The sequence below is a fragment of the Streptomyces sp. NPDC048671 genome (assembly GCF_055587045.1).
Genome location: NZ_JBVJHB010000002.1, coordinates 60,911 through 84,141, shown reverse-complemented (window position 1 = coordinate 84,141; position 23,231 = coordinate 60,911). Strand labels below are relative to the sequence as shown.

The window sequence follows — 23,231 nt, the reverse complement described above, 5'->3', positions numbered from 1 at the left end:
TCCGAAGAGGTCACTTGACGGCTCCCGCGGTGAGGCCGGCGACGAGGTACCGCTGAAGCAGCAGGAACCCGGCGACGATCGGGACGCTGACGACGAGCGAGGCGGCCATCACCTGGTTCCAGTAGACGTCGTTCTGGGTGGCGTAGCCCTGGAGGCCGACGGCCAGGGTGCGGGTGGTGTCGTTGGTCATCACGGAGGCGAAGAGCACCTCGCCCCAGGCCGTCATGAACGCGTACACGGCGACGGCGACGATGCCCGGCACGGCGGCCGGCACGACGACCCGGAACAGGGCGCCGAGCGGCCCGCAGCCGTCCACCAGGGCGGCCTCGTCCAGATCCTTCGGGATCGAGTCGAAGTAGCCGATGAGCATCCAGATGGAGAACGGCAGCGAGAACGTCAGATACGTGAGGATCAGTCCGCCGCGCGAGCCGTACAGCGCGATCCCGGTGCTGTTCCCGATGTTGACGAAGATCAGGAACAGCGGGAGCAGGAAGAGGATGCCGGGGAACATCTGGGTGGAGAGCACCGTGACGGTGAAGACGCGCTTGCCGCGGAACTTGTAGCGGCTCACGGCGTACGCGGAGAACACCGCGATGATCACCGAGAGGACCGTCGCCGAACCCGCCACGATCAGCGAGTTGACGAAGTACCGGGCGAGCGGGACGGTCTCCCAGATGTCGAAGTACGGCTGGACGGTCAGCCCGGACGGTATCCAGTGGAACTTCCCCGACACGTCCTGGAGCGGTTTGAGTGAGCTGCTGACCATCACGTAGACGGGGAGCAGGACGAAGCCGGCCAGGAAGGTCAGGATGACGCGGCGGGTCCAGAGGAAGGACCGCGGCGCGGCCATCGGGGACCGCCTCCGGTCCCGGGACTTCGGCGCCCCCGGCAGCGCGGCCGACTGGGCATGGCTAGGCATCGGCGCCCTTCCTTCCTCGTGAGGTGATGAGCAGGTAGACGGCCGTCACGACCAGCAGGAAGAGCAGCAGGAGCACGGACATGGCGGATCCGGTGCCGAAGTTCCAGGTGACGAACGACGACTGGTAGATGTGGATCGAGATCAGGTCCGCGTTCTCCGGTGCCGCCTTCCCGAAGAGCACGTACGGGGTGTTGAAGTCGTTGAACGTCCACAGGAACAGGACGAGCACCAGGACCTGGTTGACCGGGCGCAGCGCCGGCAGCGTGATCTTGCGGATCTGCTGCCAGACGCCGGCGCCGTCGATCGCGGAGGCCTCGTACAGCTCGCGCGGGATGTTCTGCAGCCCCGCCATCACGATGAGGAAGGCGAACGGCCAGCCCTTCCAGACCGAGACGATGATCAGCGCGTAGATGCTGTTGTCGCCGATCAGCCAGAAGGACGGCTGGTCGGTCAGCCCGAGCTGGTCGTGGAGCACGTGGTTGACCAGGCCGTTGTCCCGCTGGAACATGAACGCCCAGGTGATGACGGCCGCGTAGACCGGCAGGGCGTACGGGACGAGGAAGATCGCCCGGAGGAAGCCCCGGCCGCGGAAGTTCTCCTGCAGCATGATCGCCGCCGCGACCCCGAACAGCCAGGCCAGGCCGACGGCGAAGAACGTGAAGACACAGGTGACGAAGAACGAGTGGAGCAGCGCCTCACCGATCGGGGCGTTGACGTCAACGGCGATCCGGTAGTTGTCGAGGCCTCTCCAGGGCGCTCCGCCCCAGTTGTTGATGTAGAACTGCGTGAGCTCGCGGAAGCTCATCACGATTCCGACGATCATCGGAATCACGTGGACGAGGAGTTCGAGCAGGACGGCCGGCAGGAGCAGGAGATAGGGCAGTCCGCCCTGGCGGATCCGGTCGGGGATGCGCGGCAGTCTCCTGCGCGCACCCCCGGTGCCCCGGCTCGTCACCCTGTCCGACTTTTCCGTCCGGCTGTCGGTGGTCACGGTGGCGGTCATGAGGGAGCCTTACTGCTGCATCGTCTGCTGGGCCTTTTCGAGGCGCGCCTTGACGGATTCGGTGGTCACGGGGCGTCCGGCTGCGGCATCGGCCCACAGCTCCTTGACCGCCGTACCCACGGCCGTCTCGAACTGCGACTCGTTCGGCACCTGCGGCAGCGGGGCGGCGCTGGTGGCCAGGGTGTCGCGCAGGACCTTCAGGTCGGGGGCGGAGAACGCCTCGTCGGCCTGGGCGGTCTTGACCGGCGGGATCGACCCGTAGGTCTTGTTGAGCAGCTTCTGCTCGGCGTCACTGGTCATGAACTTCACGAACTTCTTGGCGCCGTCGATGTTCTTGGTGTTCTTGAACACCGCCATGTTGATGCCGGCGACCATGGAGTTCGTGCTCTTGCCGGCGCCCGGGGTGCCGGACCCGACGGGGACGGGAGCCGCTCCCCAGTCCTCGGGCTTCATGCCCTGGGAGGCGAAGGTGGAGGCCGCGGCCTGCCAGAGCACCATCGCGGTCTTGCCCTTGGCGAAGTCCGTCAGGGACTGGTTCTGGGCGTACTCCGCGTTGCCCGGAGCGATGATCTTGTCCTTGGCCATGAAGTCGATGTACTGCTTCACGGCCGCCACGGCGCCGTCGGAGGTGAAGGTCGCCTTGCCGTCGGAGTCGAAGAAGTCCGCACCGTGCTGCTGGCCCAGGACGAAGGTCTGGTGGATGTTGTTGGAGAGGTTGGAGCCCTCGGCGCCCAGCCCCCACTTGCCGTCCTTGGAGAGCTTCTTGCCGTCCGCGACCAGCTCGTCCCAGGTGGCCGGCGGCTTGCTGATGCCCGCGTCGGCGAAACTCTTCTTGTTGTAGTACAGGGCGTACGCGAGCGAGTACAGCGGCACCGCGGAGGGGTCCTTGCCCGCCGCGCCGGCCGAGGCGACCGCCGAGTCGACGAAGCGGTCCCGGCCGCCGATCGCGTCGAAGTTCTCCTTGCTCCAGGGGAGCAGCGCGCCCGTCGCCTGGAGCGATGCCGACCAGGTGTTGCCGATGTTCAGCACGTCCGGGCCCTGGCCGGACGTGGTGGCGGCGAGGATCCGGTTGAGCAGATCGGCCCAGGGCACGACCTCCAGCTTGACCTTGATGCCCGTCTGCTCCTCGAACTTCTTCAGCTCGGGGGTGAGGATCTTCTTGTCGGCCTCGATGCTGGGGCCCTGGTTGGACGCCCAGTAGGTGAGGGTCTTCGGTGAATCGTTGCTGCCGCCCTTGGCGGACGAACCGCCTCCGCAGCCGGTGACGCCGGCGGCGATGGAGATCGCGAGGGTGACGGCTGCTGCGGCTCTGATGGTGCGCATGCTGGATGGCCCCTTTCCGGGGAGGAAGGCCGTGTTCGGGAACCGAACGGTCTTCAGGCCTTAATTTATGACGTGATTTAAGAGGTGAGAGAAGGTCGCGTCAAGTCCCGCGGTCACGGTATGTTGCGGGAAGGGAAGGAGCCACATGGCTGAGCGCAACAGACGGACCGTGCGTGACCTGCGACGGGGCAACCGGGCGAGGGTATTGCAACGGTTGTATTTCGACGGCCCGCTGAGCCGCCAGGAGCTCGGTCCCGCCACGGGGCTGAGTTCAGGTTCCATCAGCAACGTCGTCGCGGAACTCGCCGCCGAGAGCCTCCTGGAGGAGGCCGGTGTCGTCGACTCCGACGGCGGCCGTCCCCGTACGCTGCTGCGCGTCGCACCCGGGGGCGGGCTCCTCATCGGCATCGACATCGGCGAGACCCGGATCAGGGTGGAGCTCTTCGATCTCTCCCTCACCGAACTCGCCCGCACCGAACGGCTGCTGGCCCAGCACGGCTACGACGTCAGCCGCATCGTCGGCCATGTCCGCAGCGGGATCGCCGATGTGCTGCGGGACGCCGGGGCCGACCCGCGGCGGCTGCTCGGCATCGGGATCGGCGTTCCGGGGATCATCGAGCGGGACGCCCCGGACGGCGCCATCGGTGACGTGGGCTCCGTCGTCCACGGCCAGACGATCGACTGGAGCGCCGTCCCCTTCGAGCGGCTGCTCCGCGACGCCGTCCGGGTCCCGCCCGAGGTGCCGTTCTTCATCGACAACGGCGCCAAGACACTCGGCCAGGCCGAGATGTGGTTCGGCGGCGGCCGCGGCGCGGGAGCCTCGGCCATCGCGCTCATCGGCTCCGGCGTCGGCGCCTGTGTGAACCACGGCGACCTGCTCGACGAGGACCGCAGCAGCATGGCCCTCGAATGGGGCCACACCACCGTCCAGCTGCGCGGACGCCGCTGCCGGTGCGGCTCGATCGGCTGCCTGGAGGCGTACGCGGGCGCCGAGGCGATGCGCGAGCGCTGGCACGAGGCGGGGGGCCCGCTCGACGCCGACGCCGACGACGAGACCGCTCTCGCCGCGCTGCTCGCCGCGGCCTACCCCGGTCCCGGCGGTGAGCCGGACCCGCTGGCCGTCTCACTGCTCGACGAGACGGCCGAATGCCTGGGCGCGGCCCTGGGCGACCTGATCAACCTCTTCCTGCCCGAACGCATTCTGCTCGGAGGGTGGGCTGGCCTGCTGATCGGACCGCACCTGCTGCCCGACATCCGTCGCTACGCGCAGGAGTACGCGCTCCGGCACGCCGCGGCCCGCACCACCATCGAGATGGGCCGGCTGGGCCCCGACGCGGTCACGGTCGGCGCCGCTACGCTCCCGCTGGCCGACTTCCTCGCCAGGGGCGGCAGCCGCCCGGCCCCCGAACCCCGGCCCAGCGCCCCGGCACCGGGTTTCGGGACCGCCGCGGACGCCGTACGGAAGCGGGAGCGCCCACGGACCGGCTCGGACGCGACGGGGTGAGGCGGCTCGGGCCCGGACGGGGCGAGGCGGGCCGGTACGGGGACGTACGGGCGGGCGCCACGCACCCGTCACGGCGAGGGCGAGGACCGGCTCGCGGGGCGCCACGCGGCCGGCCAGGCCACGTCCCGGGCGACGGCTCCCGGGACGCCGAGGTCGGCCCGCGCGTGCGAGACGTAGCGGTCCCGCGTCTGACGGAACTCCAGATAGGCCTGATCCCAGTCCTGTTCGGCCTCGGTGGCGATACCGCGGGCCAGGCACTCCAGCCGCCACACGCAGTGGTCCAGCGTCTTGGAGGCGGTGTTCGCCTCGGTGTCACCGAGCAGCGCGAGCGTCTCGGACAGCGCCGACCGGCGGGACTCCAGCCTGCCCAGCTCCGCGAGCACCTCGGGCGTGGCCTCCGGGGACATCGGTCCCGCGGTCAGACCACGGGCGACGGCGAGCGTCCGGTAGCGGGCGGCCAGCTCCTTGACCGCGTGGGCGTACTCGGCGTAGGCCGTCAAGCGGTGCTCGTCCCACCGCACGGCCTGCTGCCTGCGCCACCTCGTCCGTTCGTTCAGGCTGCTCATCACGTACGACATGAGCGCCCCGAGGGCGACACCCGCGAGGGGGAGTATCCGGTCGGTCAGACTCACAGGGAACCCCGATCAAGTAGCGCGGCGACCGCCCGATCCTTTCCGCGGCCGCCTTGGCCGCGCAACCCCATTCGGGACCTCGCGGACACGGCCCAGGGCTTTCCGCCCGTCTACGCCGAGTCCCGCACCACCAGCGCCGGTTCGAAGATCACGGAGGTCGCCGCCCCGTCCGGCTTCGCCAGCCGTTCGATCAGCAGCCGGGCCATCTCGGCGGCCATCGCCTCGACCGGCTGGCGGATCGTGGTCAGCGGCGGACGGCAGGCGGACGCCGCGCTGCTGTCGTCGAACCCGATCACCGCGACGTCCTCGGGCACCCGTTTCCCGTGTTCCCGCAGTACGTGGCAGGCGCCCACCGCCATCAGGTCGTTGGCCGCGAACACCGCGTCCACGTCAGGGTGTTCGACCAGCAGCCGTTCCATCGCGGCCTCGCCGCTCTCCTGGGTGAACTGCCCCTCGGCGATCGGGATGTACGGATGCCCGAGCCGCGCCATCGTGTCGCGGAAACCGGCCAGCCGCTCCTGCCCGGCCGGCACGTCGAGCGGCCCGGCGATGGTTGCGATGCGGCGGCAGCCCCGCGCCAGCAGATGCTCGGCCGCCAGCCGCGCACCGTCCTGGTGGGCGAGGTCGACATAGCTGATCCGGACCGGGCGGGCGGGCCGTGCGTACAGCACCGCGGGCAGCCCCGCGTCCGTCAGCAGGCCGGGCAGCGGGTCCTCCGCGTGCGTCGAGACGACCAGGGCTCCGTCGGCGCTGCCCTGGCGGAGGAAGGAGACCACGTCCTCCCTGGCCCGTGACGTCTCGGCGAACATCAGCACCGGGTGCATTCCGCGCGGCCGCAGGTAGTTGACGACCCCGGTCACCACCCGGCCGAAGAACGGGTCGGCGAAGACCTGGGCGGTGAACGAGGCCCCGCTGTCGGGCTCGCCGCCCTCCGCGGGCTCGGCTCCGGCCGGCCGCGCACCCTCCGCGGGCTCGGACTCGACCCCGGCGCCCGAGACCACCAGCGCGATCGCGTCGGTGCGCCGGGTCACCAGGGAGCGTGCCGCGCGGTTGGGTGCGTAGCCGGTGAGGGCCACCGCCCGGCGCACGGCCTCCTGGATCACCGGATCGACATTGCGTACTCCGTTGATCACCCGGGAGACGGTGGCGCGGGAGACCCCGGCCGCCCTCGCCACGTCCTCCAGGGTGGGTGTACCGGCCGAGCGCAGATCATCCGTCATGAGCGCATTTATAGCACCGACGGAGAGCGCTCTCCATCACGATCCGCCGCCTCCGGAACGCCGGCACCGGACGGCGGCGGTGCCCCGGTCGCCGTCAGCGCCGCGGTGAGCGGCAGTTCGCCCGCCGAGCGGCCGCCCAGCAGCGTGAACTCACCGGCCTCCGTCTCCCACCCGTGCCGCTCGGCCGACCAGTGCGCCAGGGCCCGCCCGGACACCCGCACCACCGCGACCGCGCTCTCGCCCGGCCTCGCCGTGACAGCCGCGTACCCGATCAGCCGGCGCACCGGCCGCTCGACCGCCGACCCGCTCCTGGCCAGATAGACCTGGACCACCTCGCGGCCCCGCCGCCGCCCCGAGTTGCGCACCCGTACCCGTACGTCGAAGGGCTCCCCGGCCCGTACCCCCGCCGGGGCCGTCAGCTCCTCGTACTCCCAGTCCGTGTAGCCCAGCCCGTGGCCGAACCAGTAGGCGGGCGCGGACCCGGAGCGCAGCCAGGCGCGGTAGCCGATGTGCGGGCCCTCCTCGTAGTGGAGGCGCCCGTCGGGCGCGGGCAGGGTGCCGAGCACCGGTACGTCGTCCTGGGCGGCGCCCCAGGTGGTCGGCAGCCGGCCGCCCGGCTCGGCCCGGCCGAACAGCACGTCCGCGAGCCCGCCCCCGGCCTCCTGCCCCGGGAACCAGGCGAGCAGCAGCGCGGGCACCCGGGTGTGCCAGGGCAGGGCGACCGGACCGCCCGCGTTCACCACGACCACCGTGCGCGGATTGGCCCGCACCACGGCCCGGACGAGCGCCTCCTGCCCCTGAGGCAGGTCCAGGCTCTCGCGGTCGTGCCCCTCCGACTCGCTCTGCTCGGTCGTGCCCACGACCACCACCGCGACGTCCGCCGCCCGCGCGGCCGCCACGGCCTCGGCGAGTGCGGCGGCCGCGTCCCCGGCGGGCGGGGCGGCGGCGAGGATCGTCGCGACCCCGGAACGCGGCGCGAGCGAGCGCCGCGCCACCACCTCCACCTCCTCGCCCGCGGCGAGTTCGGCCCGCGCGTAGTGCTCGGGCGGCGCGACATGGACCCGGGTCGGGTCGTCGCTGTCCAGCGGGAAGGTCCCGGCCAGCACCTCCCGGCCGCCGACGGACAGCGAGATCGCGCCCCAGCCACCCACCGCCCAGGTCCACACCCCGCCCACGGGGGGCCGGACCAGGGCCCGGATCTCCACGGTCGCGGCGCCGTCGACCGCGACGGAGGGCTCGACGATCCGGCCGGACAGCCGGTGTTCGGCGTGGAGTTCGGCCCCGCTCGCGTCCAGCAGCCGTACGAGCACGCCCGGTTCCCCGGACCGGGGGTCGCGCGACCAGTCCCGGCCCAGCGGGCGGGGCCGGGGCGACAGCGGCAGTCCCGGCCGGCAGATCACCTTCGCGCCCTCGCCCAGAGCCTCCTGGATCCCCGCCAGCGGAGTCACCACCGAGTCGGGAAAGACCTCGGCGCTGCCGCCGCCCTGAATCCGTACCGCCGTGGCGTGCGGGCCGATGACCGCGACCGAGCGCAGCCTCGCCGGATCGAGCGGGAGCAGCCGCTCTTCGTTGCGGAGCAGTACCGAACCGGCGGCGACGGCGCGGCGCAGCAGCGCCCGCTGGGCGGCGGGGGTCACCGCGGGCCGCCACATCGGCCGGGGCGGGCCGAGCGCGCCCACCCGCCGCGCCAGCCGCAGCAGCCGCCGTACCTTGTCGTCGACCACCTCGGCGGAGACCAGCCCCTGCACCAGGGCGGCGAGCAGCCCCGCCGCCCAGGGGCCCTCGGGGCCGGGCATCGCCAGGTCCTGCGCGGAGCGCGCGGTGTCCAGGAGGGTGCGGACACCTCCCCAGTCCGAGACGACGGCTCCGTCGAACCCCCAGTCGCTCTTGAGCGGGCTCTCCAGCAGCGGGGAGGCGGACATGGTGGCGCCGTCGACCTTGTTGTACGCGGACATCACGGCCCAGACCCCGGCCTCGACCGCGGCCTCGAAGGGGGCGAGGTAGACCTCGTGGAGGGTCTGCTCGTCCATGCGGACATCGACGTTCAGCCGGTCCGTCTCGGCGTCGTTGGCGACGAAGTGCTTGGCGGTGGCGGCGACCCCGCCGGACTGGATGCCCCTGATGAGTGCGGCTCCGGTCCGCCCGGTGAGCAGCGGGTCCTCGGAGAAGCACTCGAAGTGCCGCCCGCCCAGTGGTGACCGGTGCAGATTCAGGGTGGGGGCGAGGAGCACGTCCACGCCCTTGCGGCGGGCCTCCGCGGCGAGCAGCGCGCCGATGTCCGTGAGCAGCCGCTCGTCCCAGGAGGCCGCCAGCGCGGTCGGGGAGGGGAGCACGAGCGAGGTCTCGCGCTCGTCCCAGGTCTCGCCGCGCACCCCTGCCGGTCCGTCGGACAGGGTGAGGGGGCGCAGTCCGACAGCCGGTTCGGGGTACGTGCGCCAGGTGCTCTCACCGGTCAGCAGACGTACCTTCTGCGCCGCGTCGAGCTTCTCCAGCAGCGGATCGATCTCTTCGTCCGTCATGACGGCCATGCCCCTTCGAACCCCAGCGCCTCCACGGCCGGAGAGCGCTCTCCCGAACGTGCCTGGCCCAGCGTCGCTGGCCGACGTCGGCCGTGTCAATGGGGAACGGTTGCACGGGCGTTGAAGTGGGTCACAGGTCGCGCTCTTGTCATCACCCGTTGTCAGCACATAAGTTGACCGCTTGCGACGTGTCCTACTGTCAGTGGGGGAGCCAAGTCATGGCCGCGAACGGACGGCACCGCAGGTACCAGCCGAGCCGCATCAACCGCGTCTCGGTGCTGGTCACGGCGGGCGGTGCGGGGCTAGCCCTGCCGCTGATCACCGCTGCGTCGGCGGGTGCCGCGTCAGTGGATGTGTGGGAGAAGGTGGCCGCCTGTGAGTCCACCGGAAACTGGCACGTCAACACCGGTAACGGCTACTTCGGCGGGTTACAGTTCACCCGGTCGACCTGGTCGGCGTACGGCGGCGCGGACTACGCGCCACGCGCCGACCTGGCCAGCAGGGACCAGCAGATCGCCATCGCCGAGAAGGTTCTGAAGGGGCAGGGGCCGGGCGCCTGGCCGGTCTGCTCCGCGCGGGCCGGACTGACGCGGGGCGGTGACTCTCCCGACGTCAGCCCGCAGAGCGAGCGGACGGCCAAGGTCGCCTCGCCGAAGCGGGCGTCCACCGACGGCAGGACCCCGGCGCCCGCCAGGATCCGGGCCAAGCAGACCCCGGCGGCCGCCACACCGACGACGGTGCCGGGCAAGCGCGACTCGTACACCGTGGCGAGCGGCGACTCGCTCTCCGGGATCGCGGCGGACCGCGACCTCGACGGCTGGCAGCGGCTCTACTCGGCGAACCGCAAGGTCGTCGGTGACGACCCGGATCTGATCTTCCCCGGCCAGCGGCTGAGCCTCGACCTGGCCGGGACCCCGAGGGCGAGCACGAAGGCCGCCCCGAAGGCGGATCCGAAGCCCGCGGCCCGGCAGGCCGCGCCGAAGCGGACAACGCAACCCGCACCGAAGCGGGCACCGCAGCCCGCGCCGAAGCGGGCACCGCAGCAGGCGGCCCAGCCCAAGCAGCAGGCCAAGCCGGCGCCGAAGAAGACGGAGACCCACAAGCCCGCGCACACCGCGAAGCACGCCGGGATCACCGCTCCGATCGAAGCCCGTACCGGCACCCAGTACCGGCAGGCCGGCTCCTGGTCGAGCGGCTACCACACCGGCGTCGACTTCCCGGTTCCCACCGGCACCTCGGTCAAGGCGATGGCCTCGGGCACGGTCGTCACGGCGGGCTGGGGCGGGGCGTACGGGTACCAGATCGTCATCCGCCACAGCGACGGCAAGTACAGCCAGTACGCGCATCTGTCGGCGCTCCACGTGCGTGCGGGACAGCACGTCGGCGCGGGCCAGCGCATCGCCCGCTCCGGCGCCACCGGCAACGTGACGGGTCCGCACCTGCACTTCGAGGTCCGTACCGGCCCCGAATACGGCTCCGACATCGACCCGCTGGCCTACCTCCGGGCGGGCGGCGTCAAGGTCTGAAGAGTCCCGCCCTGCCCGGCGTCATCCGCCGTCACGGCTGTGGCGCCGGCAGCGGCGGGCGAGGCGGTGGACCCGGCGGGCGATCCGCCGCGTCGCGCGGTGCCGGTGTGCGGCCGCGGGGCCGGGCCGAACCCGACCTGCCCCAACCGGCGCTCGGGCGGCATCCGCACAGGCCGCGACAGCGGTCCGGGAATCGTTTCCGGACCGGCGGGCACCGGCCCCGCGGGCTCGGGAAACGCCACCGCGGCCGGCGTCGCCCCGGCCGGCTGCCGCAGGGCGCCCGCCGGGTCCGGGGAGCCGGCGGGCCCGCCGAAATCCCCGGCCTCCGCGCCGGGGACGGGAGAGGCGCCGTGCGCGGCCGGTGCGGCGGAGGCCTCCGGCCCCTCGTCCGCGCTCTCCCCGGCCTCCGGTTCCCCGCCGCCCGCGACCTTCTGCCCCCGCCGGCGCTCCGCACCCAACCGCTCCGTGGTGAGCAGGACCAGCCCGCCGGCCGCGACGGCTCCGCAGACGGCGGCGAGCAGCGCGCCCGTGGTGCCGTGCCGGAACGTCTCGCCGAACAGCGTGATGCCGACGGCCGCCGCGACCACCGGGTTCGCCACGGTCACCGTGGCGAGCGGGGCGGTCAGACCCGCGCCCCGGTACGCGGCCTGGGACAGCAGCAGGCCGGTGGCGGCGAGGGCCGCGATCGCCAGCAGGGTCGGCAGTCCGGTCCCCAACGAGCCCGAGGTCCAGTCCATGGCCACGGTCTTGGTGAACACCGAGGCGATGCCGAACGCCACACCGGCGGCCCCGGCCAGCACCACGCTCCGCATCACCGGCCGGCGCATCGCCTTGGAGAGCAGGACGAGCGCCACCACCGCGCCGAACGTCACCGTGCCGAGCATCAGCTGCTGCGGGCCGCCCAGGGTGTGTGCGTCGGAGCCTCCGGTGAGGGCGAGCAGGCCGGCCAGACCCGCGGTCGCCATGACCGCGCCGCGCCAGGCCGTGGCCCCGGCCCTGCGGCGGACGAAGAGAGCGGCCATCGGCAGGGCGAAGACGATGGTCAGGGCGCCCAGCGGCTGCACGAGGCTGAGCGGACCGTAGGCCAGCGCCACCACGTGCAGAACCGCTCCCACGCCGTTCAGCGCCACCGCGACCCACCAGACACGGTCGCGCAGCGGAGCGAGCGAGCGGCCGTCGGAGGCTGTGGCGACGTGCTCCTGGACGATCGCGCCGGCCGCATAGGCGACCGCGGAGACCAGTGACAGCAGCACGGACAGCGCGAGGGAACTCATGTACACCACGATGGCCCTTCAAAGCCGCCGCGTCGTCGTCCTTGAGACGGCGATCCGGCGTACTGCTTTGGTAGTACGGCAGTAGTTACGGTGTCCTCCTCCCGACGGTAGTCCCCCCTGCGGCCGCCGTCAGAACGATCATCCCGTACGGATACGGTGAACCGCGAGCCGTGGCACTCCTGGTGTCCGCGGTGTCACGACAGGTGGCCGGGAAGCGGAGGGCGGCAGCACGATGGACGAGCCGGAAGCGGCCTCGGTGGGCGCGTTCTTCGCGCTGCGGGCGACCCCGTCGCCGGAGGGCGGGCATCGCGCGCTGGCCTGCCTGTACGAGGGCGACGCCACACCGCTCACCTCCCGGATCGACACCGTCGCCGAGCGGCTCGGTACGCCCGAGCGCCGGGTCGCCGCCTCCGTCGCGCAGCTGGGGCTGGCCGCACGGCTGTGGTCCACCGCGCTGGGCCCGGCGGCGCTCTCGGGCCGCTTCCCCGACCTGCGGGCGGAGAACGTGCACTGGGACCCCCGTCAGCAGGCGCCCGACGACCTGTGGACGCGGTCCGCCGAACTACTGCCGGGCACCGCGGACCGGATCAGGGACGTCGTCCAGTACGGCCATCTCGAACCGCTCGCCGAGGCGATCCGCCGTGACACGGCCGTCTCGTCCCGGCTCCTGTGGGGCAACGCCGGATCCGCGCTGGCCGGAGCCGTACGCCAGCTGACCGGCTGGGCGCGTACGCACGGCCGGCCGGACGTCGCCGCACGCACCCGCACCCTGGCGGCCGAACTCTTCGACCACCCCGCCCTGCGTGACACCGGCGCTCCGCACGGCCCGGGTTTCCGCCGGCGCACCTGCTGTCTGTACTACCGCGTTCCGGGCGGCGGACTGTGCGGCGACTGCGTCTTCGACAGCGCGCCCGGAACGCCGGCGCGCAGTTAGGGCCTCTCGTTTCGCCGGGTGATCCTCGGCCTACCGCGTACCTGGTCGCAGGCGTGCCGAAGAGCGGCGTGGCGGGGTCGCGCCGTAACCCGTTCCACGCCGATGTGCCGCTGGTCCGCCCGGTGTTGCTCCCTCCGCACAGGGGGTTGTCATGCACCTGGACAGCGCCGCATCCGTCGTGCTGTCATGCCAACTGCCATTCCTTCCAACGTTGTACATCCTGTTGCAACGAGCCGCCACCCTTCCTCACAAGGAGGATCCGTGCGCATCAGAAAGAAGTTGGTCCTGCTCCTCGCCGCCGTCGTCGGCGCCGCGGGACTGTCCGCCGTACCCGCCGCCTCGGCGGCCGATCAGGACCCCGGGGGCCCGGCCGACGTGCACGGGCTGAAGGGGGAGTACTACACCCAGTCCGCCCCGGGCGCCTTCGACTTCGGGGAGCTCAAGGCCACCGGATTCGATCCGGGCATCGACTTCCCGAGCCTGGAGTCGCGGCTGGCCTCGGCCACCGGGCAGTCCGACGACGCCAGCATCCGGTGGACCGGCAAGATCGTGCCGGAGAAGTCCGGCGCCCACGTCTTCTCCATCATCGGGGACAACGGCTTCCGGCTCTGGATCGACGGGAAGCCGGTCATCGACCACTGGGTCGACGACTGGGAGAAGGAGCAGACCTCCCAGCCGGTCGAGCTGACCGCGGGGACCGCCTACGACTTCAAGGTCGAGTACTTCGAGCACGAGGGCGGCTCCAACCTCCACCTGAAGTGGACCGAACCGGGCGGCGCCAAGGTGCCCGTGCCGCAGTCCGCGTTCCGGCTGCCCGACGACTTCGCGTACGACGGGGCGATCGCCGCCACCGTGCTCGCCGACGGCCGCACCCTCAAGCTGGACTTCGCACAGAAGCTCGGCAAGCTGCCGGCCGGCCTGGTGAACCACCTCGACGCCGTGATCGGCGGGGCCGAGTGGCCGCTCGGCGCGGTCAGGGCCGACCCGAAGGACCCGCGCGCCCTGACCGTCGCCCTCAAGGAACCGGTCGTCGGCAACAAGGCCGGGAACGCCACCGGCCTGGCCGACATCCGCTACGACGGCGACGGCGCACTGGCCGGCGAGGACGGCAAGCCGGTCGGCGCCTTCTGGTCCAGCGGGCCGAACCACTCCACGCATGAGCTGAGCACGAAATGGGCCGGCGAGGTGGGGCCGAAGAACGCGCTCCCCGAATACCCGCGCCCCCAGCTCACCCGCGACAACTGGCAGAACCTCAACGGCTCCTGGGAGTTCGCCGCGGCGAAGGCGGGGGAGCGGCCCCCGGTCGGCAGGAAGCTCGGCGAGAAGATCCTCGTCCCCTACCCGGTCGAGTCCCAGCTCTCCGGGATCGAACGGCACGAGGACCGCATGTGGTACCGCCGCACCTTTACCGTCCCGAAGAACTGGAAGGTCGGCTCCGGCAAGCGGCTCCAGCTCAACTTCGGCGCCGTCGACTGGCAGGCCGAGGTGTACGTCAACGGCAAGCGCGTCGTCGAACACAAGGGCGGCTACGACAAGTTCAGCGCCGATGTCACCGACGCGCTCAAGCCCGGCCGTACCCAGGAGCTGATCGTCGGCGTCTACGACCCGACCGACGCCGAGGACGGCGAGAACCCGCCGATGGGCAAGCAGCGCCTCAACCCGAGCGGCATCTGGTACACCCCGTCCTCGGGTATCTGGCAGACGGTGTGGATGGAGCCGGTCGCCGCCGACCACGCGGACTCGCTGAAGCTCACCCCGGACGTCCAGGCCGCGAGCGTCACCGTCGAGGCGCGCGGCGTGCGGGACGGGGTCCCGGTCACGGCGACCGCGTACGACGGCAAGCGCAAGGTGGGCACGGCCACCGGCCGGACCGGATCGGCGCTGAAGGTGCCCGTCCCGCACCCGCACCTGTGGTCCGCCGACGATCCGCATCTCTACCAGCTCAAGGTCACCGTCGGATCCGACCGGGTCGGCAGCTACTTCGGGATGCGGTCCATCGCCGTCGAGAAGGTGAACGGCACCCCGCGCACCGTCCTCAACGGCAAGCCGGTCTTCCTGATGGCCACCCTCGACCAGGGGTTCTGGCCGGACGGGCTGCACACCGCGCCCACCGACGAGGCACTCGCGTACGACCTGAAGATGCACAAGGAGATGGGCTTCAACTCGGTCCGCAAGCACATCAAGGTCGAACCCGACCGCTGGTTCTACTGGGCGGACAAGCTGGGCCTGATGGTCTGGCAGGACATGCCGGCGATGAACACCGTCAACCCGTCGGCCGCCGCCCGTGCGCAGTACGAGCACGAGATGAAGGAGATGATCGACGAACACTCCAGCCACCCGTCCGTCGTCATGTGGGTCACCTTCAACGAGGGCTGGGGCCAGTACGACGAGGCCCGCATCGCCGACCAGGCCAAGTCCTGGGACCCGACGCGCCTGGTCAACAGCATGTCCGGGATCAACCTGGGCATCGACGGAGGCACCGGGGACATCATCGACGAGCACGGCTACCCGAGCCCCGCCCTGCCGAAGCCGGACGGCCGACGCGCCCTGATCAGCGGTGAGTACGGCGGACTGGGTCTCGCGGTACCGGGCCACGCCTGGGCCGTTCAGCAGTCGTACATCGCGGTCGACCCGGCCACCTACACCGACGACTACCTCGCCAAGCTCGACGAGGTGCACGCGCTCGCCTGCGAGGGGAGCAACGGCGCGGTGTACACGCAGATCTCGGACGTGGAGGGTGAGTTGAACGGGCTGCTCACCTACGACCGCAGGGTCGTCAAACCCGATGTGAAGAGGGTCCACGACGCCCAGCAGGCGCTGATCCGCGACGCGTCGCAACCGGTCGTCGCGGGCTGCCCCGCTACCTGACCGCCCGTGCCGCTCCGGCCCGTCCCGTGCGCGGGCGGGCCGGAGCGGCACCGTCCGACCCCTTGACGCGGGTCAACGGGGAACCAAGAATGATCGCGCTCTGACAACGTTGTCCGAAGGAGTATCCCCATGCACCGGACCCCACGGCCGCGACTCCGCGGCCCGGCGGCCGCACTCGCCGCCGCCGCGCTCCTGGGCGGTGTCCTCACCGGCGGGGCCACGGCCCAGGCCGCGCCCCGGACCGACGGCCGGCTGACCGATCTGGTCAACCCGTTCATCGGCACCCAGAACGAGGGCAACACCTACCCCGGCGCCTCCGTGCCCTTCGGCATGGTGCAGCTCTCCCCGGACACCGGCCACAACACCGGATACGACTACGGCGAGAACCACATCCGCGGCTTCTCCGCGGTCCATCTCTCCGGCGTCGGCTGCGGTCTGGGCGGCGACCTGCCGACCCTGCCCACCACCGGCGACGTCACCGAGACCGACTACGCGAAGTACGCGGCCGAGTTCAGCCACGACGACGAGCAGGCGAGCCCCGGCTACTACAAGGTCGGGCTCAAGACCGGCATCGGCGCGGAACTGACCGCGACGCAGCGCACCGGTGTGCAGCGCTACACCTTCCCGGCCACCGACAAGGCCAACGTCCTGCTCAACGCGGGCCAGTCGCTGCACAGGACGCTCTCCTCCGAGGTCGAGATCCTGGACAGCCGCACCGTGCGCACCGCGATCACCGGCAGCGGCTTCTGCCAGGACACCAAGCCGTACACGGTCTACACGGTCACCCACTTCGACCGCCCGTTCACCACCTCCGGCACCTGGAACGGCGACACCGTCACCGAGGGCTCCCGGAAGTCCTCGGCCACCGACGCCCGCAACGGCGCCTGGCTCCGCTTCGACACCAGCAAGGACCGGACCGTCGAGGCCACCACGGCGCTGAGCTACGTCGACGCCAAGGGCGCCGCGCTCAACCTCCGCGCCGAGGGCGGCCGCAGCTTCGACCGCGTCGAGCGCGCCGCGCAGCGCGGCTGGGAGGACCGCCTCGAAGGCGTGAAGGCCCAGGGCGGCAGCGACGAGCTGCGCCGCACCTTCTACTCGTCCCTCTACCGGTCCTTCCTCGCGCCCAACGTCGGCAGCGACGTGGACGGCCGCTACACCGGCTGGGACCAGAAGAAGCACCGCGCCAACGGCTTCACCTACTACCAGAACTGGTCCCTCTGGGACACCTACCGCACCCAGGCCCAGCTCCTCTCGCTGCTCGCCCCGCGCGAGTCCCGCGACATGGCGATATCCGTCCTGCGGATCGACGCCGAGAGCGGCTGGCTGCCCAAGTGGGGCTACGGCACGGTCGAGACGAACATCATGACCGGCGACCCGGTCACCCCCTTCCTGACCAACGCCTACCAGCAGGGCCTGCTGAAGGGGTACGAGGAACAGGCCTACCGCGCCCTGAAGAAGAACGCGGACGGTGTGCCGGCCGCGGACTCGGCCCCGGTCGGCCGGGAAGCCAACGTCGAGTACCTGAAGGACGGCTTCGCCCCGTACATCAAGGACCGTCAGCACGCCAAGCCCGGCGACTCGGACTACGACCACGGCGCCTCCGCCACCCTGGAGTACGCCCTCTCCGACGGAATGCTCGCCGAGATGGCCCGCGACCTCGGCCATGACGCCGACGCCGCCCGCTACGACACCCGCGCCCAGAACTACCGGAAGATCTTCGACCCGTCGACCGGCTTCTTCCGCGCCCGCGACGCCTCCGGTGCCTTCACCGGTCCCGCCGACCCGGCCGAGAGCGAGGGCTTCCACGAGGGCACGTCCTGGCAGTACCAGTGGATGGTGCCGCAGGACATCCCCGGCATGGTCGACCTGATCGGCGGCAAGGACGCCGCCAACGAGCGGCTCGACTCCTTCTTCGCGTACGACGAGCTGCTGGACGACCCCGCGAAGACAGCCCGTGAGGTCTGGGTCAACGGCCCGTACGCGTACTACAACGCCGACAAGTACAACCCGCAGAACGAGCCGGACCTCATCGCCCCGTACACCTATCTCTCCACCGGCCAGCCGTGGAAGACGACCGATGTGGTCCACGCGGCCCTGACGCTCTTCACCAACGGCCCGACCGGCATGACGGGCAATGACGATCTGGGCACCATGTCCGCCTGGATGGTGCTCTCCTCGATCGGCGTCTTCCCGGTCCAGCCGGGCACCGACACCTGGGGTCTCTCCACGCCCGCGTTCGAGCGCGTCGACATCAGGCTCGACCGCCGGTACTACCCGCGCGGCTCGCTCACGGTGAGCGCGCCCGGGGCATCGGACACCGACCGCTACATCCAGTCGGCCCGGCTAGACGGTGCGCGGCAGTCGCGCACCTACCTCACCACGGACGACATCCGCTCGGCCCGCTCGCTCTCCTTCACGGTGGGCAGCGAGCCGTCGGCCTGGGGCACCGCGCCCGAGGACGCTCCGCCCGCGCTGGGCTGACCGGGATGGAAGTGGGGCGGGCGGCGTCCCGCCCGCCCCACAGCTCGGTGGTTCAACTGCTCAGTTCGAACTCTGCCCGGATGCGCTTGCCCACCGGCACCCGCTCGGCGGTCAGCCGGTCGCAGAGCGCCACGACGATCTCCATGCCGTGGCCGCCGGGGCGCGTGGGGTCGGGGGAGTAGAACATCGGAAGCGCCGTGTTGCTGTCGTACACCGTGACACTGACCCGCTCGGCGGTGCCTTCCAGCTCCAGAAGATACGGGCCCTGGCTGTAGCGGTCGGCGTTGGTGACCAGCTCGCTGACCGCCAGCATCAGATCGCTGCGGGTGTGCTCCCCGAACACCGCGAGCCACTCGGCGGCCAGCCGCGCGAGGAACCGGTCGGCGAGGGCCCGTGCCTGCGCGATGCAGCCGGGTTCGCCGTCGAAGACCTCGGAGCTGTGCAAAACCTCCGTGGGCCGGTCGCCACCGGGGCGGCCGGCCGGCCGGGAGGTGACCTGTTCGTTCATGTGCTCCAGCCAGGGCGACGCAGGGGAGTTCGGTGACCATGTCCAGGCGTTCGCCTACCCGCCCGCGACGGTCCCACTCCGGAAAATTCACGGCAGATCTCAGCCACGTCCGGGCAGCCTGACCAACTGGACGAAGAAGTCGTCGATCTGCCGCACCGCGTCGATGAACTGATCCGCGTCGACGGGCTTGGTCACATAGGCGTTCGCGTGCAGCGTGTAGCTGCGCAGTACATCCTCCTCGGCCGACGAGGTGGTGAGCACGACCACCGGAATCAGCGCGAGTTCCGGATCCGTCTTGATCCGCTTCAGCACCTCGCGCCCGTCGTACTTCGGCAGATTCAGATCCAGCAGCACCAGGTCCGGACGGGGCGCGCCGCAGTGGCCCTCCCGCCGGTACAGGAAGTCCAGCGCCTCCTGCCCGTCCCGCACCACATGGAGCGTGTGGCGGACCCCGTTGTCCTCGAACGCCTCACGCGTCATCAGTTCGTCCCCGGCGTCGTCCTCCACGAGCAGGACCTCCAGGGGGTGCTCAAGGGTGGTCACGAGGTCTCTCCCGAGGGGGTGGTGGACGGGGCGGGGGCGAGCAGTTCCGCCGTGGTGTGGGTGGGCGCCTCGGCGTCCACGGGCAGGGCGAAGCGGATCCGGGTTCCCCCGCAGGAGCCCGGAGCCAGCCAGATCCGTCCTCCGTGGAACTCGATGATCTTCCGGCAGAGGGCGAGCCCGATGCCCGTGCCCTCGTACTCGTCGCGGCCGTGCAGCCGCTGGAAGATCACGAACACCTTCTCCGAGAACTCCGGCGCGATGCCGATGCCGTTGTCCGCCACGGTGAAGCACCAGTCGTCGCCCTCGCGCGCACAGCTGACGGTGATCACGCACGGCACGCCGGGGCGGCGGAACTTCACCGCGTTCCCGATCAGGTTCTGCCAGACCATGGAGAGCGCCGTCGCGTCCCCGGTGACCTCGGGAAGCGGGTCCTCCCGGACGACGACGGCGCCGGACTCCTCGATGACCAGGGCCAGATTGGCCAGCGCGCGGTCCAGACACCGGTCCAGGCCGACCGTCCGCCACTTGTCGTGGACCCGGCCCACCCGGGAGAAGGTGAGCAGGTCGTTGATGAGCACCTGCATCCGCTTGGCGCCGTCGACCGCGAAGTCGATGTACTGATGCGCGCGGTCGTCCAGCTCGCCGGCGTAACGCTTCTCCAGGAGCCGGCAGAACGAGGCCACCTTGCGCAACGGCTCCTGCAGATCGTGGGAGGCCACATAGGCGAACTGTTCCAGTTCCGCGTTGGACCGCCGCAGCTCCTGCGCCTGCTCGGCCAGCAGTGTCTCGCGCTCCTGGGACTCGGCGAGTTCCTCCACGATGCGCCGGCGCATGTCCTCGACAGCGGCCGCCACCGCCCGGACGTCGGACGGGCCCCGGACCTCGATCCTGTTGCGGAAGGCACCCGAGCGCACCCGGTCCGAAGCGGCGCTCAGCCGGTTCAGCGGGCGGCCCACCATCCGGTGCAGCAGCAGACTCAGCGAGACCACGGCCAGCAGGAACCCGGCGACCAGCGCGAGCACCACCCGGTCCCGGGTGGTGCGGGCCTCGCCCAGATCGGCGCGGGCCCGGTCACGGGCCGTGTCGAGGTGGGCCTGCTGCGCCGTGTACAGCCGGCGCAGTGTGTCGAACTCGTTCTTGCTGCGCCGGATCGGTACCGAGGACTCCGACGCCGGGCCGTCCCTGCGGACCGCGGCGATCAGCGGCTCGGCGTGCTGGGCGCGCCAGGTCCGGGCGGCGGCGGCGATCCGGTCCAGGTCACGGTCGAACGGCTGCTCGTCACCGACCAGGGTCCGCACCCGGCTCAGCCGCAGCCGCTCGGCGCGCATCCCCGCCCCGTACGGCTGGAGGAAGGAGGAGTCGCCGGTGAGGGCGAAGCCGCGGACCCCGGTCTCCTGGTCGAGCAGGGCGTTCTGGAGCTGGAAGGAGGCGGAGCGGGCGGGCTGGATGCGGTCCACCAGTTCGGTGGTGCGATCGGACATCCGGGACATCACCAGACCACCGGTCACCAGCGCGCCGCAGACGACCAGGACGAAGCCGCCGAGGATCAGATGGACCCAGTTCTGGACCGACAGACGCGCGACGAGTCCCGGCCGGTGCGGATCCGCCGACGGGTGCCTGCGGTTCACCGCCCGTCTCCGTGTGCCCAGCCCAGATGGAGCACGGCCACGTCGTCGGCGAGACCGCCGTACGGGCCCGCTGCCTCGGACGCCTCGTCGACCAGGGCGTCGACGAAGGAGCGGGCCGTGAGAGCCCCGTGACGGCGGGCCATGGCCAGCAGCCCGTCCTCGCCCAGCCGGGAGTCCGGTCCGGTGCGCCCCTCGAAGAGCCCGTCGGTGAACAGGACGATCCGGCCGTCCTCGGGCAGGGTCAGCTCGGTCGTGGTCCACCGGCCGGCGCCGGGCAGCAGACCCAGCGCCATGCCGGGCTCCGGCTCGATCCAGCTCACCTCAGTGCCGCCGCGCACCAGCAGCCCGGGGTGCCCGGCCCGGACCACCTGGACCCTGCGCCCTTCCGGCCGGAAGGCGAGGGTGGTGACGGTGGCGAAGAGATGGGTATCCGACCGTTCGGCGACCAGGATCTCCTCCAGGATCCGGACCTGTTCGAGCTGGTCGGTCGCGCACAGCACCGCCGTGCGCCAGGCCACCCGCAGACAGACCCCGAGAGCCGCCTCCGCCGCCCCGTGCCCCGACACATCGCCGATCACCGCGTGCACCGTCCCGTCGGACGTCTGCACCACGTCGTAGAAATCACCGCTCAGCAGCGCGTGCGCCCGGCCCGGCTCGTACCGCGCCACCGCCTCGAACCTGTTGTCGTGCAGCAGCGGGACCGGCAGCAGGCCCCGCTCCAGGCGGGCGTTCTCCTGTGCCATCAGCTGGTTGGCGCGCAGCGCACCGGCGGCCCGCTCCACCTGCTTGCGCTGGAGGGCGTAGCGCACCGAGCGGCCCAGCGCCTGCGGGTCCAGCCGGCCCTTGACCAGGTAGTCCTGGGCACCGGTCGCCACGGCCGACAGGCCCGTGTCGGCCTCGGCCATACCGGTCAGCACCACGACGGCGGCGTCGGGCGCCGACTCGACGAGCTGGGTGACGGCGTCGAGCCCGTGCACATCGGGAAGGTGGAGGTCGAGCAGCACACAGCAGGGCGTACGGCAGGCGGCCAGGAAACGGCGTGCCTCGGCCAGCGTCTTGCACCAGGTCAGCGCGGAGTCCAGCTCGCTGTCCGCGAGCATCTCCTCGACCAGGAGCGCGTCACCCGCGTCGTCCTCGACCAGCAGGATCACGGCGTCGACGTTCCACACCGAACCGTTGCCTGCCGGGAGGACCCCGTGCTGTGCCGGGACTGGGGCGGTGTGCGCGGAACGCGCCACCGCCCGGCCCGCAGGGAGCTCGACCACTCTCCACCCCTCGTACGGACGGCACAGTCCACTCCGAGCCGTATCGGAGGGAAGCATATGTGACCGAAGCGTGGAGGAACGGGCCGGTGCACGACAACCGCCCGGACCGTGAACGGTCCGGGCGGCGAAGACGGCCGGTATCAGCTCTCGACGCACATCCCGGTGCGCAGCCGGCCGACGATCCTGGAGAGCAGCCGCGACACATGCATCTGGGAGACGCCCAGCTCGGCGCCGATCTGGGACTGGGTCAGCTCCTGGCCGAAGCGCATCTGGACGATACGGCGCTCCCGGGTGCCGAGCTGTTCGAGGAGCGGCGCCAGCGCCTGGAGGTTCTCGACGCTCTCCATCGCGGGATCCGGCTCGCCGAGCAGATCGGCGAAGGTGCGCCGGTCCTTGCCGGAGTCGCTGTCGACCGCGGGGGTGTCCAGCGAACCGGCCGAGTAGCCGTTGGCGGCGACCAGGCCCTCGATGACCTCTTCCTCGGGGAGATCGAGGTACGCGGCGAGCTCCTTGACGGTGGGCTCCCGGTCCTGCTCGATCGAGAGCTGCTCCTTGGCCTTGGCCAGATCGACGCGCAGTTCCTGCAGCCGCCGCGGGACGTGCACCGCCCACGTGGTGTCACGGAAGAACCGCTTGATCTCGCCCACGATGTACGGCACCGCGAAGGTCGCGAACTCCACCTCACGGGACAGGTCGAACCGGTCGATCGCCTTGATCAGGCCGATCGTGCCGACCTGGATGATGTCCTCGGTGTCGTCGCCGGCCCGGTTGCGGAAACGCGAGGCCGCGTAGCGCACCAGGGAGAGATTCATCTCGATCAGGGTGTTGCGGGCGTACGCGTGGGCCGGGGTGCCCTCCTCCAGTTCCTGGAGGCGGTCGAGGAACAGCTTCGACAGGGCGCGGGCGTCCTGGGGCGCGATCTTCCCGGTGTCCTCGATCCAGGGCAGCTCGCCGGTCCGCTCGATGCCGTGGCCCGGTGTGCCCACTGCTCCGGTCGTCCGCGCGGAACTCACTGCCATGGTGTCGCCCTCCCTGGAACGCGAATGTGTCGAACGGCTCCTGCCCGGCGGATGCGAAGTCATTC

General features: G+C 71.4%; 17 protein-coding genes. 5 read left to right on the top strand and 12 right to left on the bottom strand.

Annotation, left to right across the window (positions count from 1 at the left end; all coding sequences use genetic code 11):
* Positions 1 to 10: 10 nt before the first annotated feature.
* The 3 genes from ACZ6S6_RS04780 to ACZ6S6_RS04770 are packed head-to-tail and all read right to left on the bottom strand — an operon-like array spanning position 11 to position 3,245.
* Positions 11 to 919, bottom strand: coding sequence for a carbohydrate ABC transporter permease (locus ACZ6S6_RS04780; protein WP_362952987.1), 909 nt, complete (start codon positions 917 to 919; stop codon positions 11 to 13).
* Entirely contained in the window at positions 912 to 1,922 is a 1,011-nt protein-coding gene (locus tag ACZ6S6_RS04775) for a carbohydrate ABC transporter permease (RefSeq protein ID WP_362952989.1), read from the bottom strand. The genes ACZ6S6_RS04780 and ACZ6S6_RS04775 overlap by 8 nt, the downstream gene beginning before the upstream one ends.
* A 9-nt stretch (positions 1,923 to 1,931) precedes the next feature.
* The gene (locus ACZ6S6_RS04770) at positions 1,932 to 3,245 is read right to left on the bottom strand and encodes an extracellular solute-binding protein (RefSeq protein WP_362952991.1); all 1,314 of its coding nucleotides are present in this window, start codon (positions 3,243 to 3,245) and stop codon (positions 1,932 to 1,934) included.
* A 145-nt stretch (positions 3,246 to 3,390) separates the two neighbouring features.
* Between ACZ6S6_RS04770 and ACZ6S6_RS04765 the strand changes: the two genes are divergently transcribed.
* On the top strand, positions 3,391 to 4,749 hold the full coding sequence (locus tag ACZ6S6_RS04765; RefSeq protein WP_362952993.1) for an ROK family transcriptional regulator: 1,359 nt from the start codon (positions 3,391 to 3,393) through the stop codon (positions 4,747 to 4,749).
* A gap of 68 nt (positions 4,750 to 4,817) precedes the next feature.
* On the opposite strand, the gene ACZ6S6_RS04760 is transcribed toward ACZ6S6_RS04765, so the two are convergent.
* The 3 genes from ACZ6S6_RS04760 to ACZ6S6_RS04750 form a co-directional block, all read right to left on the bottom strand.
* Positions 4,818 to 5,381 carry a hypothetical protein gene (locus ACZ6S6_RS04760; protein WP_469703986.1) on the bottom strand — a complete coding sequence of 188 codons (564 nt, stop codon included), beginning with the start codon at positions 5,379 to 5,381 and terminating at the stop codon, positions 4,818 to 4,820.
* Between the two features lie 110 nt (positions 5,382 to 5,491).
* Positions 5,492 to 6,601, bottom strand: coding sequence for a LacI family DNA-binding transcriptional regulator (locus ACZ6S6_RS04755; RefSeq protein ID WP_362952997.1), 1,110 nt, complete (start codon positions 6,599 to 6,601; stop codon positions 5,492 to 5,494).
* An 8-nt stretch (positions 6,602 to 6,609) separates the two neighbouring features.
* Positions 6,610 to 9,129 carry a glycoside hydrolase family 3 C-terminal domain-containing protein gene (locus tag ACZ6S6_RS04750; protein ID WP_469703984.1) on the bottom strand — a complete coding sequence of 840 codons (2,520 nt, stop codon included), beginning with the start codon at positions 9,127 to 9,129 and terminating at the stop codon, positions 6,610 to 6,612.
* 209 nt (positions 9,130 to 9,338) lie between these two features.
* Here ACZ6S6_RS04750 and ACZ6S6_RS04745 point away from each other — a divergent pair, with 209 nt between their 5' ends.
* Positions 9,339 to 10,646 (top strand): transglycosylase family protein, encoded by a 1,308-nt coding sequence (locus ACZ6S6_RS04745; protein WP_469703981.1) that lies wholly within the window; start codon positions 9,339 to 9,341, stop codon positions 10,644 to 10,646.
* On the opposite strand, the gene ACZ6S6_RS04740 is transcribed toward ACZ6S6_RS04745, so the two are convergent.
* A complete protein-coding gene (locus tag ACZ6S6_RS04740) occupies positions 10,616 to 11,920 on the bottom strand; it encodes a DMT family transporter (protein ID WP_469703979.1) in 1,305 nt (434 codons plus the stop codon). The two genes, ACZ6S6_RS04745 and ACZ6S6_RS04740, sit on opposite strands and share 31 nt — an antisense overlap.
* Positions 11,921 to 12,152: 232 nt before the next feature.
* Between ACZ6S6_RS04740 and ACZ6S6_RS04735 the strand changes: the two genes are divergently transcribed.
* From ACZ6S6_RS04735 to ACZ6S6_RS04725, 3 genes are all read left to right on the top strand, one after another.
* Entirely contained in the window at positions 12,153 to 12,854 is a 702-nt protein-coding gene (locus ACZ6S6_RS04735; RefSeq protein WP_362953005.1) for a (2Fe-2S)-binding protein, read from the top strand.
* Positions 12,855 to 13,115: 261 nt separating this feature from the next.
* Complete coding sequence (locus ACZ6S6_RS04730) at positions 13,116 to 15,722, top strand: PA14 domain-containing protein (protein WP_469703977.1); 2,607 nt, start codon at positions 13,116 to 13,118, stop codon at positions 15,720 to 15,722.
* Between the two features lie 129 nt (positions 15,723 to 15,851).
* Positions 15,852 to 18,203 (top strand): GH92 family glycosyl hydrolase, encoded by a 2,352-nt coding sequence (locus ACZ6S6_RS04725; RefSeq protein ID WP_469703975.1) that lies wholly within the window; start codon positions 15,852 to 15,854, stop codon positions 18,201 to 18,203.
* Between the two features lie 52 nt (positions 18,204 to 18,255).
* Here the strand turns inward: ACZ6S6_RS04725 and ACZ6S6_RS04720 are convergent, their stop codons facing one another.
* The 5 genes from ACZ6S6_RS04720 to ACZ6S6_RS04700 form a co-directional block, all read right to left on the bottom strand.
* On the bottom strand, positions 18,256 to 18,711 hold the full coding sequence (locus ACZ6S6_RS04720; protein WP_362953009.1) for an ATP-binding protein: 456 nt from the start codon (positions 18,709 to 18,711) through the stop codon (positions 18,256 to 18,258).
* A gap of 99 nt (positions 18,712 to 18,810) precedes the next feature.
* Positions 18,811 to 19,254, bottom strand: a complete 444-nt coding sequence (locus ACZ6S6_RS04715) for a response regulator (protein WP_469703972.1) — start codon at positions 19,252 to 19,254, stop codon at positions 18,811 to 18,813.
* On the bottom strand, positions 19,251 to 20,882 hold the full coding sequence (locus ACZ6S6_RS04710) for a sensor histidine kinase (protein WP_362953013.1): 1,632 nt from the start codon (positions 20,880 to 20,882) through the stop codon (positions 19,251 to 19,253). Before ACZ6S6_RS04710 ends, ACZ6S6_RS04715 begins: the two co-directional genes overlap by 4 nt.
* Positions 20,879 to 22,147 carry a PP2C family protein-serine/threonine phosphatase gene (locus ACZ6S6_RS04705; protein ID WP_469703970.1) on the bottom strand — a complete coding sequence of 423 codons (1,269 nt, stop codon included), beginning with the start codon at positions 22,145 to 22,147 and terminating at the stop codon, positions 20,879 to 20,881. The genes ACZ6S6_RS04710 and ACZ6S6_RS04705 overlap by 4 nt, the downstream gene beginning before the upstream one ends.
* Positions 22,148 to 22,287: 140 nt before the next feature.
* Positions 22,288 to 23,166: an RNA polymerase sigma factor SigF gene (locus ACZ6S6_RS04700; RefSeq protein WP_362953015.1), complete on the bottom strand. Its 879-nt coding sequence runs from the start codon at positions 23,164 to 23,166 to the stop codon at positions 22,288 to 22,290.
* Between the last annotated feature and the right edge of the window lie 65 nt (positions 23,167 to 23,231).